Source organism: Mesorhizobium sp. M2E.F.Ca.ET.209.01.1.1 (genome assembly GCF_004010375.2).
Lineage (GTDB): Bacteria > Pseudomonadota > Alphaproteobacteria > Rhizobiales > Rhizobiaceae > Mesorhizobium.
Genome location: NZ_SADP02000004.1, coordinates 33,792 through 52,623, shown reverse-complemented (window position 1 = coordinate 52,623; position 18,832 = coordinate 33,792). Strand labels below are relative to the sequence as shown.

At 66.5% G+C, this 18,832-nt stretch carries 15 protein-coding genes; 11 read left to right on the top strand and 4 right to left on the bottom strand.

All coding sequences use genetic code 11. The features are described from left to right. Positions 1–8 precede the first annotated feature (8 nt). The gene (locus EN852_RS09190; RefSeq protein ID WP_127875281.1) at positions 9–1,229 is read right to left on the bottom strand and encodes a TCR/Tet family MFS transporter; all 1,221 of its coding nucleotides are present in this window, start codon (positions 1,227–1,229) and stop codon (positions 9–11) included. A 171-nt stretch (positions 1,230–1,400) separates the two neighbouring features. On the opposite strand from EN852_RS09190, the gene EN852_RS09185 reads away from it, so the two are divergent. Beyond that, positions 1,401–2,039 (top strand): TetR/AcrR family transcriptional regulator, encoded by a 639-nt coding sequence (locus tag EN852_RS09185; RefSeq protein ID WP_127875282.1) that lies wholly within the window; start codon positions 1,401–1,403, stop codon positions 2,037–2,039. Between the two features lie 94 nt (positions 2,040–2,133). Here EN852_RS09185 and EN852_RS09180 read toward each other — a convergent pair whose 3' ends face one another. Then, entirely contained in the window at positions 2,134–3,408 is a 1,275-nt protein-coding gene (locus EN852_RS09180; protein ID WP_127875283.1) for a cellulase family glycosylhydrolase, read from the bottom strand. A 10-nt stretch (positions 3,409–3,418) separates the two neighbouring features. Then, positions 3,419–4,606, bottom strand: a complete 1,188-nt coding sequence (locus tag EN852_RS09175) for a DUF1972 domain-containing protein (protein ID WP_246694223.1) — start codon at positions 4,604–4,606, stop codon at positions 3,419–3,421. 356 nt (positions 4,607–4,962) lie between these two features. Here EN852_RS09175 and EN852_RS09170 point away from each other — a divergent pair, with 356 nt between their 5' ends. The 9 genes from EN852_RS09170 to xth all read left to right on the top strand — a co-directional run bounded on the left by EN852_RS09170 (position 4,963) and on the right by xth (position 15,952). Continuing rightward, on the top strand, positions 4,963–6,147 hold the full coding sequence (locus EN852_RS09170; RefSeq protein ID WP_127875285.1) for a glycosyltransferase family 4 protein: 1,185 nt from the start codon (positions 4,963–4,965) through the stop codon (positions 6,145–6,147). Further along, positions 6,144–7,451, top strand: coding sequence for a hypothetical protein (locus EN852_RS09165; protein ID WP_127875286.1), 1,308 nt, complete (start codon positions 6,144–6,146; stop codon positions 7,449–7,451). Before EN852_RS09170 ends, EN852_RS09165 begins: the two co-directional genes overlap by 4 nt. Positions 7,452–7,460: 9 nt before the next feature. Next, positions 7,461–8,690 (top strand): GNAT family N-acetyltransferase, encoded by a 1,230-nt coding sequence (locus EN852_RS09160; protein ID WP_246694222.1) that lies wholly within the window; start codon positions 7,461–7,463, stop codon positions 8,688–8,690. Positions 8,691–8,785: 95 nt separating this feature from the next. Then, a complete protein-coding gene (locus EN852_RS09155) occupies positions 8,786–9,010 on the top strand; it encodes a hypothetical protein (RefSeq protein WP_042642888.1) in 225 nt (74 codons plus the stop codon). A gap of 247 nt (positions 9,011–9,257) precedes the next feature. Beyond that, positions 9,258–11,759 (top strand): DNA ligase D, encoded by a 2,502-nt coding sequence (gene ligD / locus EN852_RS09145; protein WP_127875287.1) that lies wholly within the window; start codon positions 9,258–9,260, stop codon positions 11,757–11,759. A gap of 339 nt (positions 11,760–12,098) precedes the next feature. Further along, on the top strand, positions 12,099–13,007 hold the full coding sequence (locus tag EN852_RS09140) for a Ku protein (protein WP_127875288.1): 909 nt from the start codon (positions 12,099–12,101) through the stop codon (positions 13,005–13,007). An 11-nt stretch (positions 13,008–13,018) separates the two neighbouring features. Next, positions 13,019–14,113, top strand: a complete 1,095-nt coding sequence (locus EN852_RS09135) for a tetratricopeptide repeat protein (protein ID WP_127875289.1) — start codon at positions 13,019–13,021, stop codon at positions 14,111–14,113. Positions 14,114–14,351: 238 nt separating this feature from the next. Next, complete coding sequence (locus tag EN852_RS09130) at positions 14,352–15,008, top strand: alpha/beta family hydrolase (RefSeq protein WP_127875290.1); 657 nt, start codon at positions 14,352–14,354, stop codon at positions 15,006–15,008. A 170-nt stretch (positions 15,009–15,178) separates the two neighbouring features. Then, positions 15,179–15,952 carry an exodeoxyribonuclease III gene (gene xth / locus EN852_RS09125; protein WP_127875291.1) on the top strand — a complete coding sequence of 258 codons (774 nt, stop codon included), beginning with the start codon at positions 15,179–15,181 and terminating at the stop codon, positions 15,950–15,952. A gap of 184 nt (positions 15,953–16,136) precedes the next feature. On the opposite strand, the gene EN852_RS42230 is transcribed toward xth, so the two are convergent. Continuing rightward, a complete protein-coding gene (locus EN852_RS42230) occupies positions 16,137–16,277 on the bottom strand; it encodes a hypothetical protein (RefSeq protein WP_246694221.1) in 141 nt (46 codons plus the stop codon). 475 nt (positions 16,278–16,752) lie between these two features. Here EN852_RS42230 and EN852_RS09110 point away from each other — a divergent pair, with 475 nt between their 5' ends. Continuing rightward, positions 16,753–18,774: an amidase gene (locus EN852_RS09110; RefSeq protein ID WP_127875292.1), complete on the top strand. Its 2,022-nt coding sequence runs from the start codon at positions 16,753–16,755 to the stop codon at positions 18,772–18,774. Positions 18,775–18,832: the final 58 nt, after the last annotated feature.

The window sequence follows — 18,832 nt, the reverse complement described above, 5'->3', positions numbered from 1 at the left end:
GCTCCGCCCTAGAATGACGACCGCGAGAGGTTTGCACCCACAGCCACCCCGCTCGCCTCACGCCTCCGCGTCCCAAGCAACACCAGCGGCACCGCGACCAGGTTGATCGCGATCACCGACAGCCAAGTGGCGCCGGGCCATTCTCTTCGCGTGGCGAAGTACAGGGTCGAGAACGCAAGCGGCGCGACGATGGTGGCGAGGCTCACCGCCGAGGCCAGCACGCCCTGCAGCTGGCCCTGGCGCGCCGCGTCGACCTGCCTTGTCGCCAGCGCCTGGAAGGCCGGCGTGCCGATGCCGGAGAGCGCGAAGACCGGCATGATGGCGAACACCATCCAGCCCTGGCTGGCGAAAGCCATGACGGCGAGCGCGACACATGCGCAGGCGATGCCGGCGACGAAGGCCTTGCGCTCGCCGAGCAGCCGGGCAGCCGGGCCGGGCAGGAAGGCCTGTGCCAGCGTCTGGCAAAGTCCGAACGCACCGAGCGAAAGCCCGATCCAGAGGCCGTTCCACCCGAATGTGTCGAAGCCCCAGAGCGCCCAGCAGGTGCCGTAGGCCTCGCCGGCGCCGGAGAGGATGAAATAGACGAGGACGATGGGAAGCAGCCCTTTCATCGAAAACACCCAGCCGAGCGGCTGCAGCGGATTGAGCGCGGCGAGGTCGATCTTCCCGCGGGCCGGCGGGCGCGACTCCGGCAGGACGAAGACGGCCAGGAGCAGGTTCGCGGCGTTGAGCAGGGCGGCGGCGATGAAGGGCAGCCGGATCCAGTGGTCGCCAAGCACGCCGCCCAGCACCGGACCGATGATGAAGCCGATGCCGAACATGGCGCTGAACAGGCCGAAGCGGCCGGCGCGCTTATCCTGCGGCGTGATGTCGGTGATGTAGGCCGTCGCCACGGAAATGTTGGCGCTGGTGAGCCCTGCGATGGCGCGGCCGATCAACAGCATCCAGAGCTGCGGCGCGAAGGCCATGATGAGGTAGTTGATCGCGGCGCCCGCCAGCGAAATCAGCAGCACCGGACGGCGGCCCAGATTGTCGCTCAGGGCGCCGAGCACCGGCGCGAAGAGGAATTGCATGGCCGCGTAGAGCGCCGTCATGACGCCGATATAGGCGACGATGTCGGGGCTGTGCGTTACCTCCTCGAGGAGGCGCGGCAGGATGGGGAAGACCAGGCCGATGCCGATGGCGTCGAGGCAGATGGCGGCAAAGATGACGATGAGAGGTTTGTTCATGGGGTGAACTCCGGGAGCAAAGGTCTGTTCGCCGGAGCGGATCGCATCGCGCCGGGCGTCAAATCATCTGCGTACTGAGTGTTAATATGTACTGAGTACATATATCGCGCATTGGCGACACGGATTCAATACGAATATGTACCGAGTACAGAAATCATGCTAGGAGAAGCCATGGCCGAACCATCAGACCGCCGCTCCCGCAAGCGCCTCGCCACCCGCAAGGCCATCTCCGACACCGCCACGCGCCTGTTCATGGAGCGCGGCTTCGATCACGTGACGGTGGACGAGATCGCCGAGGCCGCCGATGTCGGGCGCATGACGGTGTTCAACCACTTCCCGCGCAAGGAAGACATGTTCTTCGACCGCGATGAGGAGGGGCGCGAGATGCTGCGTGAAGCGGTGCGGCAGCGCCCAGCCGGCGTCGCGCCGCTGGAGGCGCTCTGCCGGCTCGCGCACCGTTTGGTGGCGGAGAAAAGTCCCGTCGTCGAGTTTTCAGCCAGAAGCGAGCGCCTGGTTCCGACGGTCGCCGGCAGCGAAACCCTGAAGGCGCGGGCGCGGGCGATCCGCGACGACCTGGCCGACCTGGTCGCCGCGGCGCTGGCCGAAGCGGTTGGGCGCGATGCCGCCGATCCCGACGCCCGTCTAGCGGCAAGCCTGCTGCTGGCGGCATGGACGGTCGCCTTCCTCGAAGCGCATCGCACTTTTTGTAAGACGCGCAGCAGGAAGGAAGCGGACGATGCTTTTTTGGCGCTCGTCGACAAGGGGGCGACTGGCCTGAAAGCCGCGATGGCCGGCACGCCTTATTTGTGAGCCGCCGGCTTGACTTCGCAAGAATGCACCGGCTTCCCGCCCGCCGGCGCTCGCATCAAACCAAAGCCTTAGCGTGGTTTGATGATTCAACAAATCAGTTTGGCGGCATCGTCAGTCCGAGCGCCTCGACCATGGCGGGATTGAGCGCGCGGGTCGTGTCGTCCATCATGCCCATGCCGTCGAACAGGTCCCAGAACGCCCAGGGAAAGCCGGAGGCTTCGGCGCTCTGCCGCACATCGGCGATGTAGCGGGCGCGGTCGGGATTGGGCGCGGCGGTGTAGTGGGCGTCGGTGCGCAGCGCGCCGAACTCGCCCATGACGATGCGCCCGGGCGCGATGCCGTTTCTGTCCGCCCAGTCGCTCACCTGCGCGAGATAGCCGTCGATGAAACCGCGGTCGGGCTGCGCGTCGAAATAGACTTTGAGCATCTTCTCGGTCTCGGCATAGGCGGCCTTCTTGGCTTCGTCGGACCTCTCCGGATCCCCGGCCATCCTTGCCCTGACCGAGGCCAGCGTCTGTTCCAACGTGCCGGCCGAGGCTGGCCAGGGCACGTTGTTCAGCGCGCGGTAGATCGGCTCGCGCATCCATGGCGCGCCCTGATGGCTGAACAGATAGGGCTCGTAGAAGTGGAAGGTGAACAGGATCGGCTCGAAATCCGCCAGCGGCGCCGGGTCGAGCGCGGTGAGGCCCCGCACCATCGAGCCGCAGCCGCCGGTGACGACGATCGGCAGGTCTTTCGCCGAGCCCCGCGCGGCGTTGAGCAGCGCCGCCTGCACCCTGGGCCACGCCTCGGAGGAACAGTCCTGCGGCGGCTCGTTCACCGGTTCCAGCGCGACCCTGCCGGGCGCCATGTCTTTGAGCATGCCGGCCACATCGGCGACGAAGGCGCGGTAGCGGGCGAATTCCGGAGCGTCGGTGCTGGAAACCATACGGTCGGGATTCCAGTAATGGGTTGCGCCATTGGCCTGGACGTTGACGATGACGCCGAGATCGGCGGCCAGAGCCGCTTCGACCGCCGAACTGAGCATCGCCATGAGGTCGGCGCGCCGGCCCGCATCGGCGGCCAGGAACGGTCCCGGATCGACAGGCAGGCGGATGAAGTCGAGGCCGCTGGCGCGCAGCCGGGCAAGGTCGGCCGGCGTCGGCACGGGCCGCTGCGACTGGAAAGGCGGCCAGTCATAGTCGGTGCGCGGTGCTGGAAATTCGCGCGTCAGCGCAAACCACGGCCAGGCGTTGACGCCGCGCCTGAAAGGCCATTCGCCGGTCGCGGCTTTCGCCGGTGCGATCGATGGCGGAGCCATTGCCGCCAGCGGCGTCGTCGCCGCGGCCAGCGCCGCCCCAAGGATCCGGCGGCGAGACCAGCCGGTCATGCGTGCCCGGTCATGCGTGCTTGGCGCGGTCGGCTTGCGCCGGCGCGGCCGTGGCGGCGCCGAGCTGCCGCAGCGCTTCCTTCTCATAGGCGGCGAGCACGTCTTCCCAGCGGAAGGCCTCGCGGGCGCGTGCCCGCGCCGCCTTGCTGCAGCGCGCCACCAGCGCGTCATCGGCCAGCGCCTCGTCGATCCGTGCGCTCAGGTCGTCGGTGTCGTTGAAATAGATCGCCGCATCGCCGGCGACCCAGCGGTTGTAACGGTTGTCATGCGCGATCACCATATTGCCGGCAGCCAGCGCCTCGACCAGCGAGGGGTTGGTGCCGCCCACCGTGTGGCCGTGCATATAGGCGCGCGCATGGTAGCGCAGCGCCTTCACCACCGCCTGGTCATAGATCGCGCCCGGCATTATCACCGTGGTGCCTGCCGCCTCGCGCACCGCGCGGTGATACGGGATGCCGTCGTTGAGCGTGCCCAGCACCACCAGCTTCATGTCGCCGCGATCGCGGCGGCGGAAGGCTTCGATGATCGGCAGGATGTTGTTGTCCGGCTCGATGCGCGCGATCGAGACCAGATATTTGCCGGGCTCCAGCCCGAGCGCGCGAACGGGTTCCTCCGGCGCCGAGGTCACCGGGTCGGCGCCATAGGCAATGGTGGCGATGGCGCTGCGCGGCCGCCTTGTCGCCAGGTGATCGGCGATCGCCGGGTGGTCTGCGACGAGACGGTGCGAGAGCCAGGCGCCGATCCATTCGTTGAGCCAGAACCAGGCGCGCGCCGCTGGCCCCCATTTCGGCCGCCGCCACTCGATGCCGTCCATATTGGTGATGATCTTGCGCCGCATGAGCCTGAGCCAGGTCAGGAACACCGCGCCGTTATAGCCGAGCACCAGGCACACGCCCGGCCGCCGCGCGGCGTCGAGCACGCATTGCCAGTCGAATTCCAACGTCGCGCGCGGACCCCTGGAGGCGACCTCGATGGTGATGAGCTCGATGCCGCGCCAGGTGCCGCTCGTCACCCTTTGGCCGACGCGCTCGACTTCCTTCTGGCAATAGACGCCGACCTTCCAGCCGCGTCCGGCCAGGAAAAGCGCCAGCCGCTCGGCGAAAGTCTCGAAACCGCCATGGGAAGCCGGAATGCCGCGCGTGCCCAGGATCAGGATCGAAGGCTTTTCGATCGGGGTGGAAGGTCGTTCCGGTTTCAAAATAAAAGGATCCCCGGGTCCGGTCATGGTTGTCGTTATGTCAATGACCGCCCAGCAACTTCCGTGCCAGGGGTACCCCCGGGACGAACACTCGCATGAAGATGTAAAATTTCTCTTCAGAACGCGGGGCTTGCTTCATTATCGGTCAACTTTCGCGACGTATCTGTGTCGATACGGGGCACGGCTGGGTTGTTGGGGTCGCAGCCGGGCATTCACGACCCGGCACGATCCTTGCTCCCGAGGCCTGCAGTGGCCACCGCTGGGTAGAGCGGCGTGCGGATTTGGCATGAAGTTCCTTCCGCGCTTGAAGGGTCCGGTGCTGAGGCGACCCTGGGGTGCAAGGTGGAAAGATAGAAATGCGCATAGCCTGTGTTCATCAGGGCTACGAGCTCTATGGTTCGGACCGCAGCTTCGCGGAGAGCGTGGCTGCGCTGCGCGCCGCGTTTCCGGCCGCCGAGATCGAGGTCGTGCTGCCGCGCGAGGGGCCGATCGTCGATATCCTCGCGCCGCATGCCAGCCGCATCGTGTTCGAGCCGCTCTGGGTGCTCAGGCGCCAGGCGATGCTCAGGCTCGCCACCGTCGAGATGGCGCGGCTGCCGGCGGCGCTCTGGCGCGCCTGGCGCCGCATGCGGGGCAGCGACCTGACCTATATCAACACCTCGATCATCGCCGATTATGCGCTTGCCGCGCGGCTTTTGCCGCGCAAGGCGCTGCTGCATATCCACGAGATCCCCGAGGGCATATTGCGCAAGGTGCTTGTCGCCCTGATGCGCTGGAGCGGTGCGGACCTGATCTTCAACTCGCGCGCCACGCGCGCCACTTTCGGCGATCCGCAGGCCGTCGATGCCGGGGGGCGCCGCACGCATGTCGTCTATAACGGCGTCGCCGGGCCGCTGGCCGCCCTGCCGGTGACCTATGACGGCGGCCGCCCGCTGAAAATCCTGCTGCTTGGCCGCGTCAACCGCATCAAGGGGCAGGAGGTGCTGCTCGAAGCGGTCACCTCGCTTCCCGCCGGGTTGCGCGATCGCGTCGAGGTCCGCCTCGTCGGCGGCGCCTTCGAAAGCGTCGAGCGCGAGCAGGCGCTGGCCGAGCTGGTCGGGCGCATGGGGCTGACCAGGCATGTCGAGGTGCTGCCCTTCGTCTCCGACCCCACAGACCACTATCGCTGGGCCGACATCGTGGCGGTCCCGTCGCGCCGCCCGGAATCGCTCGGCCGCGTCGCCATCGAGGCGATGGGCTGGGGCAGGCCGCCGCTGGTGTCGGCGATCGGCGGGCTGGTGGAAGTGGTGGCCGACGGCGAGACCGGCTGGCATGTGCCGCCGGGCGATGCCAAGGCTCTTGCCGGCAAGCTCAGCGAGATCATCCAGCGGCCGGAGCTCTGGCGCGGCTTCGCCGCCGCCGGTCGGGCGCGCTACGAGACGCTCTTCAGCGAGCATATCGCCGCCGCCGCGATCGTGGCGATCGTGGCCGACAAGCTGAAGGCCACGACGCCGCGGCGGGGGCGGGCGCGTGTCGCCCGCGAGGCGGAGACGAGCCCGTGAAGTTCACCTTCCCGGCCCATCTGGTGCGGCGCCTCATGCTGATGATCGGCGGCGAGGCGATGCAGAGCGGCTTCCATTTCGCCCTCAACATCGCGCTGTTGCATCTTTTGTCGGCGGAAGGCTACGGCCTCTTCGCGCTGGGCATGGTGATGGGCGGCGTCGGCCTGTCCTATATCCGTTCGCTCACCGCCGTGCCGGCCAGCATATGGATGAGCAAGAGCGCCAACCGCGCCGGCGTCGACGCGCATGACGTGACCTTCGGATCGGCTGCGCTTGTGGTGGCGCTGCTGATGGGGCTGGGCACGGGGCTGCTGATGCGCCTGCTTGGCGACCCGAGCGGCATCGGCGCCGCCTGCTTCGTCGGCGCCTGGTCGCTGCGCAGCCACATGCGTACGGCATTTTTCGCGCGTCGCATGCAGCTCATCGTCTCCATCAGCGACGCCATGTTCACGATCGCGGGCATAGTGCTGGCGGGAGCGGCGATCTGGTTCTTCGCGAATGCGCTGCAGGCCACCTTCTTCGCGCTTGCCGCGGCCAATGTGGTCGGCATCGCCGTGCTGGTGAAGCTGGCGCGCCGCAGGCTGCGCGTCTCCTTCCGCGCGCCGACCTGGCGGCGCTACGCAAAGCTGTGGCGGCAGCTCTCCTGGTCGGGGTTCAGCGCCACCACCACGAACATCCAAGGGCAATGCCTGGCGCTGCTGGTCGCGGGCATCGCCGGACCGGCCGCCTACGCGCCGCTGGCGGCCGTGCTGGTGCTGTTCGCGCCGCTGCGCATCGTCAGCCTTGCCTTCTCCAACATGACGCAGCCGGAACTCGCGAAGCTGGTGCGCAACGGCGAGTTCGAGCGCGTGTGGACGCAGGCCAAGGTCTGGGCCGTCATCATGGGGGTCGGCAGCCTCGTCTATGGCGGCGGCATCCTGTTCATCCTGCCGATGATCAAATCCCAGGCCCTGCAGCATGCCTCGGTCGGACTGATCGGGGTCTTCGCCATCGCCAACTATGTGCCGATCATGGCCTATGTGATGCCCCGCGTGATCCTCGAGATCGTCGGCGACTTCCGCATCGTCGCCTTCATCACCCTGGCCGGCGCGATTGTCGGGCTGGCGACGATCGGGATCCTGCTGGCGGCAGCGCCGCCGACATGGTCGCTGGCGGGTGCTGCGGTTTCCGAGACCTTCGTGCTGGTGGCCTCATGGTATTTCGCGGCCAACCGCATGTGGAACCTCAAGCACCCCAACGAGCAGCGCCCCACCATGGTCGGCGCGTGGCGCCGCGCGGCGACGCTCGCCGTGCAGAGACGATAGGAGAATGATGTGGCAAGCCAGGCAATGCCGATGGCCGCGATGACGACCGGCTTGGCCGACGACGAGACGGCGCTGCATCCCGCCGGCGCCGCCAGGGGCGCCTACGCGGCGCGGCTGCACACCAGCCTCGAAGCCGTCAAACCGCTCTGGCTGCGCCTCGAGACGACCGGCCTGTGCACCGGCCACCAGCATTTCGCCTGGGCCGAGGGGATCGTCGAACGGCTCATGCCCCCGAAAGCCGGACTTGCCATCGTCGAATTGCGGGACGCCGCGTCGGGCGAACCGGTCATGCTTGTGCCGCTGATGCGGCGCCGCGCGTTCGGCCATTGGGTGATCGAGTGGCTGAGCTGCGGGGTCTGCGACTATGCGGCACCCTTGCTCGCCGATGCGGCGCCCTGGACGAGGCAGTCGGCGGAGGCCGCGTGGGCGGCGGTGCTTTCCGTGCTGCCGCCGGCGGACCGCATCCACATCACCGGCATCCCGAAAGAGATCGGCGGCGTCGCCAATCCCCTGGCGCTGCTTTCGCCGGCACGCGATTCCATCCATTCCCACTACGGCATCGCCATGGATGGCGACGCCGAGACAGTCGTCAAGCGCATCTGCCGTCCATCCTTCGTCAAGGCCCTCAACAAGGACCTGCGCCGGCTGGACCGCAATGGCGGCCTGGCGCTGGTGGAAGCCGATACGCCGGCTTTGGTGGACTCCATCTTCGGCAAGCTGGTCGAAATGCGGCTCAGCCGTTTTCGCGAGCTGGGCCGGTTCGATCTCCTGGCGCAGCCCCAGGTCGTCGATTTCTACCGCAAGGCGGCTCAGCGCGGCCTGGCCGACGGTTCGGTGCGCATCTTCGGCCTGCGCGCCGGCGACGTCATGGTCGCGGTCCAGTACCTGGCGGTCCATCAGGGGACCCTGCATGCGCTGCTGGTCGCGATTGACCAGGGCGCGGTGCCCAACGTTTCGCCCGGCCTGTGCATCATGGGCGAGCTGATCCGCTGGGGCCGCGGGCAGGGCTTCGACTATTTCGACCTGTCGGTCGGCAACCAGAGCTACAAGGAGCATATGGGCGCGGTGAAGTCGATCCTGTCCGAGCTTTGCTACGGCATCACGCTGAAGGGCGTGGCCGCGAGCGAAGCCATCAAGTACCGCGGCCGGGGCGTCGCCTTCGTGCGCGACAACCCGCGCCTGTTCAAGCTCGCGCAGGAAGTCATGCAGCGCTGGCGGCGGCTGCGGGCGGGGCGGTGAGTAGCGGCCTGCGCCCGGCAAATTGACTCACATTCCGCTCTCCGCCATGCTTATGGCAGCCGCATTCTTCGGCGGCAGCGTGTTCGAGTGAGGCCATGGCCAGTCCCGTCGCCAGAGAAAAGTCCCGCCGCGCAGCGGTGAAGTCCGCGCTCGAGCGCCACAAGGTCTATGTCACCGCGCAGCGCTTTTCCGGCGGCACCTACAGCGCCCGCGTGCTGGTCGACGGCGAGGCCTATTGGGTCGACGAGTTCCGGCTGAGCCAGCTCCGGCAGGGGCTGACGCCGGCCGAGCTGGAACTGACGCCGGCGATTGACGATTGAGCATTCGGGGATGATGACTGAGAGGCTGGCGGGACAGCGCCCCCCTCTGGCCTGCCGGCCATCTCCCCCACAAGGGGGGAGATCAGCAGCTTTGTCGCCGGCGCTTTTCCTCCAGCGTGGGCGATTGGCGAAAACCGGCGCGACATCCAATCTCCCCCCAAGTGGGGGAGATGTCCGGCAGGACAGAGGGGGGCGCGAAGGAACTCGGCCTTCGCCGATTTCCATTCCACCCTTCGGCACCTAGTCGATGCCGCCCGCCAACCTCAAACCCTACCGCGCCAAGCGCGAATTCTCCCGCACCCCCGAGCCCGCGGGCGGCACCGCCAGCGAGGGCTCCAACCGCTTCGTCGTGCACAAGCACCACGCCACCGCCGACCATTACGACCTGCGCCTCGAAGTCGGCGGCGTGCTGAAGAGCTGGGCCGTGCCGCGCGGGCCGTCTCTCAACCCCGCCGACAAGCGTCTCGCCGTCGAGACCGAGGATCATCCCATCGAATATATCGACTTCGAGGGCGTCATCCCCGAAGGGGAATATGGCGGTGGGCCGATGATCGTCTGGGACGCCGGCACCTGGGCGCCGATGGAGGACGTCGACAAAAGCCTGCGCAGCGGCGCCTTCAAGTTCCGGCTGGCCGGGCAAAAACTCAATGGCGGCTGGATGCTGACAAGGCTGAAGCCCAAGCCCGGCGAGGACGAGAACAAGAAGAACTGGCTGCTGTTCAAGGAGCGTGATCTCGCTTCGGACACCAAGCTCGACATTCTCGAAGCCCGCCCCGAGAGCGTGAAGTCCGGCCGTCGCATCGAGGAACTGGCGGCGCCGCCGAGGAAGCGGGAACGCCTGCCGCCGAAGCCGGGTTCGCTGAAACCGGGCGCGCTGCCCGGCGCCGTGAAGGCCGCCCCGCCCAGCCGCATCGTGCCGCAGCTCGCCACCCAGGTGCCGAAACCGCCGGGCGGCGATAATCCAGCGGAGCGCACCGGCGAGCTTTGGCTGCACGAAATAAAATTCGACGGCTACCGCACCATGGGGCATGTGGTGGATGGCGAGGTGCGGCTGATCACCCGTGGCGGCATCGACTGGACCAAGCGCTATGGCGATCTTCCGCAGGCCTTTTCGCGCCTGCCGGTCGCCCAGGCGATCATCGACGGCGAGATCATGGTGCTCGACGACAAGGGCATCTCGCGCTTCGCGCTGCTGCAGGACGCGCTGGCCGAAGGCGCCGGTTCGAAACTGCATTTCTACGCCTTCGACCTTTTGCATCTCGACGGCTGGGACCTGCGCAAGGCGCCGCTCATCAAGCGTAAGGCGCTGCTTGCCGAGCTGCTCGCCGGCCAGGCCGCCAATGCCGCCATCCAGTACAGCGACCATGTCGAGGGCGACGGGCAGGGTCTTTACGATCAGGCCTCGGAGCTGGGACTCGAAGGCGTCGTCTCCAAGCGCGCCGACGCCATGTATATCAGCGGCCGCACCAAGAGCTGGACCAAGGTGAAGGCGCAAAAGACGGATGATTTCGTCATCGCCGGTTACACCGTCTCCGACCGGGCGGAAGGGCTGGCCGCGCTCGGCATGGCCGAGTTCGAAAATGGCGAGCTTCATTATCGCGGCAAGGTCGGTACCGGCTTCGACCGCGACATGGCGACCGAGCTGCTTGCCAGGCTGGAGCGGCTGACGGCCGGCGCCAGCCCGCCTGAAGGCGTGCCGCGCGAGATCCTGCGCGAGATGCGCTGGGTGAAGCCGCTGCTGTCGGCGCGCGTGCGCTATTCGAACCGCACCGCCGACAATGCGATCCGTCACGGCGTCTTTCGCGGGTTGCGCGATGTCGGCGGGCTGACCACGCCGGCACCCGTCAAGCGCAAGCGGCTGATCGCCGAATCCGACCTCGCCACCATCTGGGTGACCAATCCGGAGCGGCGGCTGTTCGGTAAGACCGGGCCGACAAAACTCGACATCGCCGTCTATTACGCATTGGTCGGCGATTTCATGCTGCCGCATATCATCGGACGCCCGGTGTCGCTGGTGCGCTGCCCGACCGGCAAACCGCAGGACTGCTTCTTCCAGCGCCACGCCTTCACCGGCATGCCGCCTTCGGTGGCGGTGTTCGAGAGCATCAATTCTGAAGGCGAGACGAAAACCTATCTCTCGGTCGAGGACGCCAAGGGCTATCTGGCGCTGGCGCAATTCGGCGTCGTGGAGTTCCACACCTGGGGCACGCACCGCACAAAACTCGACAGGCCGGACCAGATCGTCTTCGACCTCGACCCGGGCGACGGGATTTCCTGGCGCGAGGTGGTGGAGGCGGCGGTCCACATCAAGGGCGGGCTGGAGAGCCTCGGCCTGGTGCCCTTCGTGAAGACCTCCGGCGGCAAGGGCATCCACATCACCGTGCCTGTGACGCGCAAGCAGAACTGGAAGAAACTGCACCAGGCTTCGAGCGCCATTTCGACTTTGCTGGCTGACACCGCACCCGACACTTTCACGACCACGATGGGCAAGGAAAACCGCAAGAAGCGCATCTTCATCGACTTCCACCGCAACGCGAGAGGTCACACCTCCGCCGCCCCCTATTCGCTGCGCGCCCGCACCAACCTCCCGGCCTCGACGCCGGTCAGCTGGACGGACCTCGAGACGATCGACGCGCCGGAAGACCTGAACTACGCCTCGCTGCCGGGACTGCTGGAGACGTCGGGCGATCCCTGGGCGGAGATCGACGAGGCGGCGAGGGATCTGCCGATGTTGGGGAAGGAGCGGTAGCCTCTCGGCGTCGTCATTCTAGGGCGGAGCAAGGAGCGAAGCGACGCGCGCAGACCCTAGGATGACGAAGCTTCGGGGCTTCAGCCAATCGCCAGCGTCTGAATCCACCTCCATCGACGCTTCCTACAATTTGAATTATCCTCCGTTCCAACCCACCCTCAAGAACACTTCGCTAGGAATTCGGTTGTAGGATGAGGGGTCGGTGTAGGATTTCCAAGGCGCCAATCGTCCTACGGACGAAGCGCTGCAAAAGAGCATGGTCCCAAAAAGTGGGAACCGGTTTTTGGACAAGACCATGCTCCAACATAGTGTCAGTGCATGGCCGCGTAGGAGTTCATCATGGCGCCCAGGGCAAGTTGGAAAGGTTATCTCAAGCTCAGCCTCGTCAGCTGTCCGGTCCGGCTTTACCCGGCCACCAGCGCGAGCGAGCGCATCTCGTTCAATCAGCTGCACAAGAAGACGCACAACCGCATCAACATGAAGCCGGTCGATCCCGAGCTCGGCTTGGTCGAGCGCTCGGACCTGGTGCGCGGTTATGAGTATGAGGACAAGCAGTACATCATCATCGACGACGCCGATCTCGACGCGGTGAGGATCGAATCCAATCACACGATGAACATCGAAGCCTTCGTCGACGAGGGCGAGGTCGATGTCATCTACCAGGACTCGCCCTATTATCTCGCGCCCGACGGCGCCATGGCGGAGGAAACCTTCGCGGTGCTGCGCGAAGCCATGCGCAAATCCGGCAAGCTGGCGATTGCGCGGCTGGTGCTTTCCAGCCGCGAGCGCGTGGTGACGATCGGCGCGCGCGAGAACGGCATGTTCGTCTGCACCTTGAGGAATCCGAACGAAGTGCGCGGCACGGCTGAATATTTCGGCAACATCCCGGCCGGCAAGCCGGATCCGGAAATGCTCGAGCTGGCCCAGGCGCTGATCAAGCAGAAGGAAACCCACTTCGATCCGAAGAACTACGAGGATCGCTACGAAGTGGCGCTGATGGCGATGATCCGCGAGAAGCTCAAGGGCCACAAGCCGATCATCGCGGCCGCGCCCGAGCGCGGCAACGTCATCAACCTCATGGATGCGCTGAAGGCGAGCCTGTCGCAGCAGGCCAAGCCCCCGGCCAAGTCGAAGAGCAAGGCCGAGGAAGCGCCCGCCAAGCCTGCCAAGAAGGCGGCTGCCGGCGGCGCGCCTGAGAACCCGCTGAAGGCGAACCTGTTGAAGGCCGTCGGCAAGAGCAAGAAGTGACGGGAGGGCCGGTGATCGTTCCCGGCGCCGTCTTCGGCGTCGTCGGCGCGCTGGCCGCCTTTCCGCTGCGGCTCGCCGTGCGCGAGGTCGAGCGCCGCCATGCGGAGCTGAGGCGCGGCGTCACCCGCCGCACCAGCCATGTGGTGTTCGGCCGCGCGCTTCTCGCCAAGGCGAAATCCGGCGATGCCGAGATCGGGCGCCGCGCCAAGGCCGAACGCGAAGCCGGCCGCGCCCTGGTCAGCGAGAACGGTTTCCTGCGCCTGCTCGGGCTGATGAAGGCGCCCGACGCCTCGTCGCTCTCCCGGCAATCGCTCATCGACCAGTCGCGGCTCGCGGGCGATGCCCTCGACATGCTGTCGCTGTTCGACGCCTTCGAGCATGACGGCGAGCCCTATTCCTTTCGCGACCTGATCCTGGCGAGGAAATATGCCGGGCTGATTGCCAGCGGCGCCAGCTGGGGCGCGATCGCGCGCTCGGTGCACCGCTCCGGCCCGGTCGCCTCGCTCACGGCAAAATCGCTCAATCTCGGATCGCAGCATGGCCGCCCGGACGCGATCTATCTCGATGATGGAACGAGCGAGCTCGACGGCCAGCTGCTGTTCGACCTCGGCTCACCGGAAGACGACACGCTGGAAGAACTCTTCGCCGAAGCGGAAATGGCGGAAGAGGAGGGGCGCCACGACGACGCGGCAGCGCTCTACCAGCGCTGCCTGGCGATCGACCCGAAGGATGCGATTGCCGCCTTCAACCGCGCCAACTGCCTGCGCGGCGCCGGCCGGATCGCCGAAGCGGCGCACGACTATGCCCGCGCCATAAAACTCGACCCGGGCTTCGTCGAAGCCTGGTTCAACCTCGCCGGGCTGATGAGCGATGAGGGCAAGGTGGCTTCGGCAAGGCGCCATCTGCAAAAGGCGATCGCGCTCGACAAGGCCTATGCCGATCCGGTGTTCAACCTCGCCCGGCTGGAATTCGATGCGGGTAATCTGATGGAGGCCCGCCGGTTGTGGGTCCGCTATCTGGAACTGGACGCGGAGTCCGAATGGGCGCGGACTGCGCAGAAGGGCATCCAGTTCGTGGATTTGCATATGGCGCGCACGGCAGGGTGACGATGATTGGCGAAGGCCGACGCGACAGCCAATCTCCCCCCTTGTGGGGGAGATGTCCGGCAGGACGGAGGGGGGCGCTGTCCCGCCGGCCTGACAGCTTTTCGCTGCCGCGACCTCTAGAATTTTCGTTTTGTAAGGAGCGAAGTCCGCGTTCCTTCGCGCCCCCCTCTGGCCTGCCGGCCCTCTCCCCCACAAGGGGGGAGATCAGCAGCTTCGCCGCCGCGCCGAGAACAGACCCATGACGACCCACTTCCTCTTCGACGGCTTCGACACCGCTCCCGTCACCATCCTGCTGGCTCACGGCGCCGGAGCGTCGATGGACTCGCCCTCGATGACCGCCACCGCCAAGGCGCTCAGCACGGCCGGCTTCCAGGTCGCGCGTTTCGAATTCCACTATATGGCGGCGCGCCGCTATGGCCACCGCAAGCCGCCGCCACGCGCGGAGACCGTCAACCCGGAATACATCAAGGCGATCGCCGATCTGCGCGCCAGGGGCGTGACCGGCAAGCTGATCATCGGCGGCAAGTCGATGGGCGGCCGCGTCGCCTCGATGGTCGCCGACGAGATGTTCGCCAAGGGTGAGATCGCGGGGCTGATCTGCCTCGGCTACCCGTTCCATCCGCCGGGCAAACCGGAGCAGTTGCGGACGAAGCATCTCCTCGACTTGAAGACCCCGACATTGATCTTCCAAGGCACGCGCGACGAGTTCGGCACAAAGGACGAGGTCGCCACCTACGGCCTGTCGCCGGCGATAGAGGTGGTTTGGCTGGAGGACGGCGACCACGACCTCAAGCCGCGCAAGGCCATCTCGGGTTTTTCGACGGCGGACCATTTGAAGATGGTGGCGGAGACGATAGTGGCTAAATTCGCGCAGCCCTCGGCTTCGTCATCCTAGGGCGAAGCAAAGAGCGAAGCGACGCGCGCAGACCCTAGGATCCATACCATGACGCTAAGGCTCTGCTCCGGTTCAGAATTCTGCCCCGCCACGTTCCATGGCGACGGTCACGGCATGGATCCTCGGGTCAAGCCCGAGGATGACGAAGCGCGAAGCGGCGGCATCCGCAAATGAAACTCACCACCTTCAACATCAACAACATCAACAATCGTCTCGAAAACCTGCTCGCCTGGCTCGCGCGCGCGAAGCCCGACGTCGTCTGCCTGCAGGAGCTGAAGTCCCGCGACACCCAATTCCCGCAGACGAGGCTCGCGAAGGCCGGCTATGGCGCTGTGTGGAAGGGCGAGCCGACCTGGAACGGCGTGGCCATCCTAGCAAAGGGCGCCGAGCCGGTGCTGACGCGCGACGCGCTGCCCGGCGACGATGCCGACCGCCAGGCCCGCTACATCGAGGCGGCGGTCGACGGCGTCGTCATCGCCTGCCTCTACGCACCGAACGGCAACCCGCGGCCCGGCCCGAAATTCGACTACAAGCTCGCCTGGCACGAACGCTTCGCCGCGCACGCCGCTGAGCTTCTCGACACCGGCCTGCCGGTGGCGCTCGCCGGCGACTTCAACATCGTGCCCGAGCCGCGCGACATCTATGAGACCCGCTCCTATGACGACAACGCGCTGGTGCAGCCCGAAAGCCGCGCCGCCTTCGCCGCGCTGATCGATCAGGGCTGGACCGACGCGCTGCGCAAGGTTTTTCCAAGGGAAGAGAGGCTCTACACTTTCTGGGACTACCGCCGGAACCGCTGGCCGCGCGATGCCGGATTGCGGCTTGACCACATCTTGCTGTCGAAGAAGCTGGCGCGAAAGCTGAAGGCGGCGGGCATCGACCGCGAGGTGCGGGGAGGGGAAAACCCCAGCGACCACGCGCCGGTCTGGGTGGAGTTTGGGTGAGAAAACAAAAATCCCCGCCGTGGCGGGGATCGTTGAGGCCAGGCTTTGGCTATCCCGATCAGACGGGCTGCGAACCGGCCACAATCGCCGAAAGCCTGCCCTTGCGGACGAAAACCGGCTTCTCGTAAGTCTTCTTCATATCAGGATATCCCGACACATGCTCAAAGCTGCGATGATTTCACCGTCAACCTGGCACAGGCGAACCGGCCACAATCGCTGAAAGCTTGCCCTTGCGGACGAAAACCGGCTTCTCGTAAGTCTTCTTCATGCGATTGCTCTCCTCGAAAATCACGGCGGATAATCTCATATGAACGATTTCTGTCAAGTAAGCGCCCCCGGCCGGCCGTTCTGTTTTCTGGGGACAGCGTTATACTGAAGTAACCGCCGTCGCATCATCCGCGATTGGCCGGCGGCGGAGGAGATGGCAAGGTGCTGTTTGCCGGGGCGCCGGAGTGAGGGCGACGTTACAGGTTGGCAAAAAAGCCGGCATGATGGCCGATCTCCCCCCTTGTGGGGGAGATGCCCGGCAGGGCAGAGGGGGGCGCTGTCCCGCCGGCGTCCCAATTCAGCCATCTGTCACACCCACCGCTGTTTCATTGGGGCAATGCGCAATGCCGCGTTCTTTCGCGCCCCCCTCTGGCCTGCCGGCCATCTCCCCCACGAGGGGGGAGATCAGCAGCTTCGACCGCGGCGCCATTCCTCCTACGTGTCCATGAAGTCCAAGCCTCTTTCCAAGCCTCTTGCGGTGGAGACATCCGGCAGGGCAATGGTACCGAGACGCCACGTAAGCCGAGCCCATCATGCCCACCCTCCACCTCGTAGAAGCCTCGATCGCCGACCTGCGCGGCGCGCTTGAAGACGGCACCGTCACCAGTGTCGAGCTGGTCGCCGCCTATCTCAGGCGCATCGCCCATTACGACCGTCACGGCATCGCGCTGAACGCGGTCCCCGTCCTCAATCCAAAGATGTTCGAGGAGGCGGAAGCGTCCAACCGGCGCCGGCGCTCGGGCAGGGCGCTCGGGCCGCTCGACGGCATCCCCTACACCGCCAAGGACAGCTACAAGGTGAAGGGCCTGACGGTCGCGGCAGGCTCGCCGGCCTTCGAGCATCTCGTCGCCACGGAGGACGCCTTCACCATCGCGCGGCTGCGCGCCGCCGGCGCGGTGCTCATCGGCCTCACCAACATGCCGCCGATGGCCAATGGCGGCATGCAGCGCGGCGTCTATGGCCGCGCCGAGAGCCCCTACAACAAGGATTTCCTCACCGCCGCCTTCGCCTCCGGTTCGTCCAACGGCTCGGGCACGGCGACCGCCGCATCCTTCGCCGCTTTCGGGCTTGGCGAGGAAACCTGGTCGTCCGGACGCGCTCCCGCCTCCAACAATGCGCTCAGCGCCTACACGCCCTCGCGCGGCGTGATTTCGGTGCGCGGCAACTGGCCGCTGGTGCCGACCATGGATGTGGTGGTGCCGCATACGCGCAGCATCGCCGACATGCTGGAATTGCTCGACGTGATCGTCGCCGATGACGCCGATCCGCGCGGCGATTTCTGGCGTGTGCAGCCCTGGGTGGATATCCCGAAAGCCTCGGCGCTGCGGCCGGCGAGCTACACCGCCCTTCCGCTGCAAGGCGCGCTCAAGGGCAAGCGGCTCGGCGTGCCAAAAATGTATATCGGCAAGGACGAGGGCGCCGACCGGCCGATCGAAACGCGCGCCTCGGTGCTGGAGCTCTGGCGGCAGGCGGCGCGCGACCTGCAAACGCTCGGCGCGGAAGTGGTCGAGGTCGATTTCCCGGTTGTGTCCAATTACGAGCGCGATCGTCCCGGCGCCCGCTCCATGGTCGATCGCGGGCTGGTGCCGGAGGAATTCGCCGAGCGCGAGATCTGGGACCTGTCCGTCTGGTCGTGGGATGATTTCCTGCGCGCCAATGCCGATCCGGCCATCCCCGATCTTGCTTCGGTCGACGGCGCAAAGATCTTCCCGCAGCCCCCGGGCACGTTGCGCGACCGTTACGGCGAGGCCGATTTCGATCTGGCGCGGTATGTCGAGCGGGCGAAGCGGGGCGTGGCGCGACTGGAAGATATCCCAACCATGGAGGCCGGACTGAAGGGCCTGGAGGCCACGCGTCGCATCGACTTCGAGGACTGGCTCGATGCCAACCGCCTCGACGCCGTCGTGCTGCCGGCGGTCGCCGATGTCGGGCCGGCCGATGCCGACGTCAACGAGGCCTCCGCCAGGCTTGCCTGGCGCAACGGCACCTGGGTCGCCAACGGCAATCTCGTCTGGCGCCATCTCGGCATCCCGACGGTGACCGTGCCGATGGGCACCATGGCCGATATAGGCATGCCGGTGGGCCTGACCTTCGCCGGCAAGGCCTATGACGACACGCCGCTGCTGATGATGGCCGGCGACTATGAGCGCGCCACCAAGCGCCGCACCGTCCCGCCGCGCACGCCCGCGCTGGCCGATGATGTTTTCGAGGCGGACAGCGGTGTGAGGAGTGATGCCGGCGGTGCGCCGCTCGCGCTGTCGCTCAGCGCCACGACGATGCGCTCCGGCGACACCGACGAGATCGCTATCGTGCTGGAGGTCGAGGCAGGCAGGACGGAGCCGGAAGCGGCGGTGAAAGTCCACGTCAACGGGGAGCCGGTTTCCATGGAAGGCGGCCCCAACCGCCTTGTTGGTCGCGTGATCCTCCCGGCCGCGACTCATCAAGGCTTTCACAGTGTCTGGCGCGGTTCCTATGGCTCGATCGTCACGGCCGTTGCGAGATCGCCGGACGGGGGTGTTGGCGGGGCCCATGTCGTGACGGGCGGGATTGGCTGAGGCGCCGAAGCTGCCGATCTCTCCCCTTGTGGGGGAGATGGCCGGCAGGCCAGAGGGG

Coding starts and splice junctions, on each gene's coding strand:
- EN852_RS09190 (WP_127875281.1), bottom strand. CDS start 1,229: ATGAACAAACCTCTCATCGTCATCTTTGCCGCCATCTGCCTCGACGCC.
- EN852_RS09185 (WP_127875282.1), top strand. CDS start 1,401: ATGGCCGAACCATCAGACCGCCGCTCCCGCAAGCGCCTCGCCACCCGC.
- EN852_RS09180 (WP_127875283.1), bottom strand. CDS start 3,408: ATGACCGGCTGGTCTCGCCGCCGGATCCTTGGGGCGGCGCTGGCCGCG.
- EN852_RS09170 (WP_127875285.1), top strand. CDS start 4,963: ATGCGCATAGCCTGTGTTCATCAGGGCTACGAGCTCTATGGTTCGGAC.
- EN852_RS09155 (WP_042642888.1), top strand. CDS start 8,786: ATGGCCAGTCCCGTCGCCAGAGAAAAGTCCCGCCGCGCAGCGGTGAAG.
- ligD (WP_127875287.1), top strand. CDS start 9,258: ATGCCGCCCGCCAACCTCAAACCCTACCGCGCCAAGCGCGAATTCTCC.
- EN852_RS09140 (WP_127875288.1), top strand. CDS start 12,099: ATGGCGCCCAGGGCAAGTTGGAAAGGTTATCTCAAGCTCAGCCTCGTC.
- EN852_RS09130 (WP_127875290.1), top strand. CDS start 14,352: ATGACGACCCACTTCCTCTTCGACGGCTTCGACACCGCTCCCGTCACC.
- xth (WP_127875291.1), top strand. CDS start 15,179: ATGAAACTCACCACCTTCAACATCAACAACATCAACAATCGTCTCGAA.
- EN852_RS09110 (WP_127875292.1), top strand. CDS start 16,753: ATGCCCACCCTCCACCTCGTAGAAGCCTCGATCGCCGACCTGCGCGGC.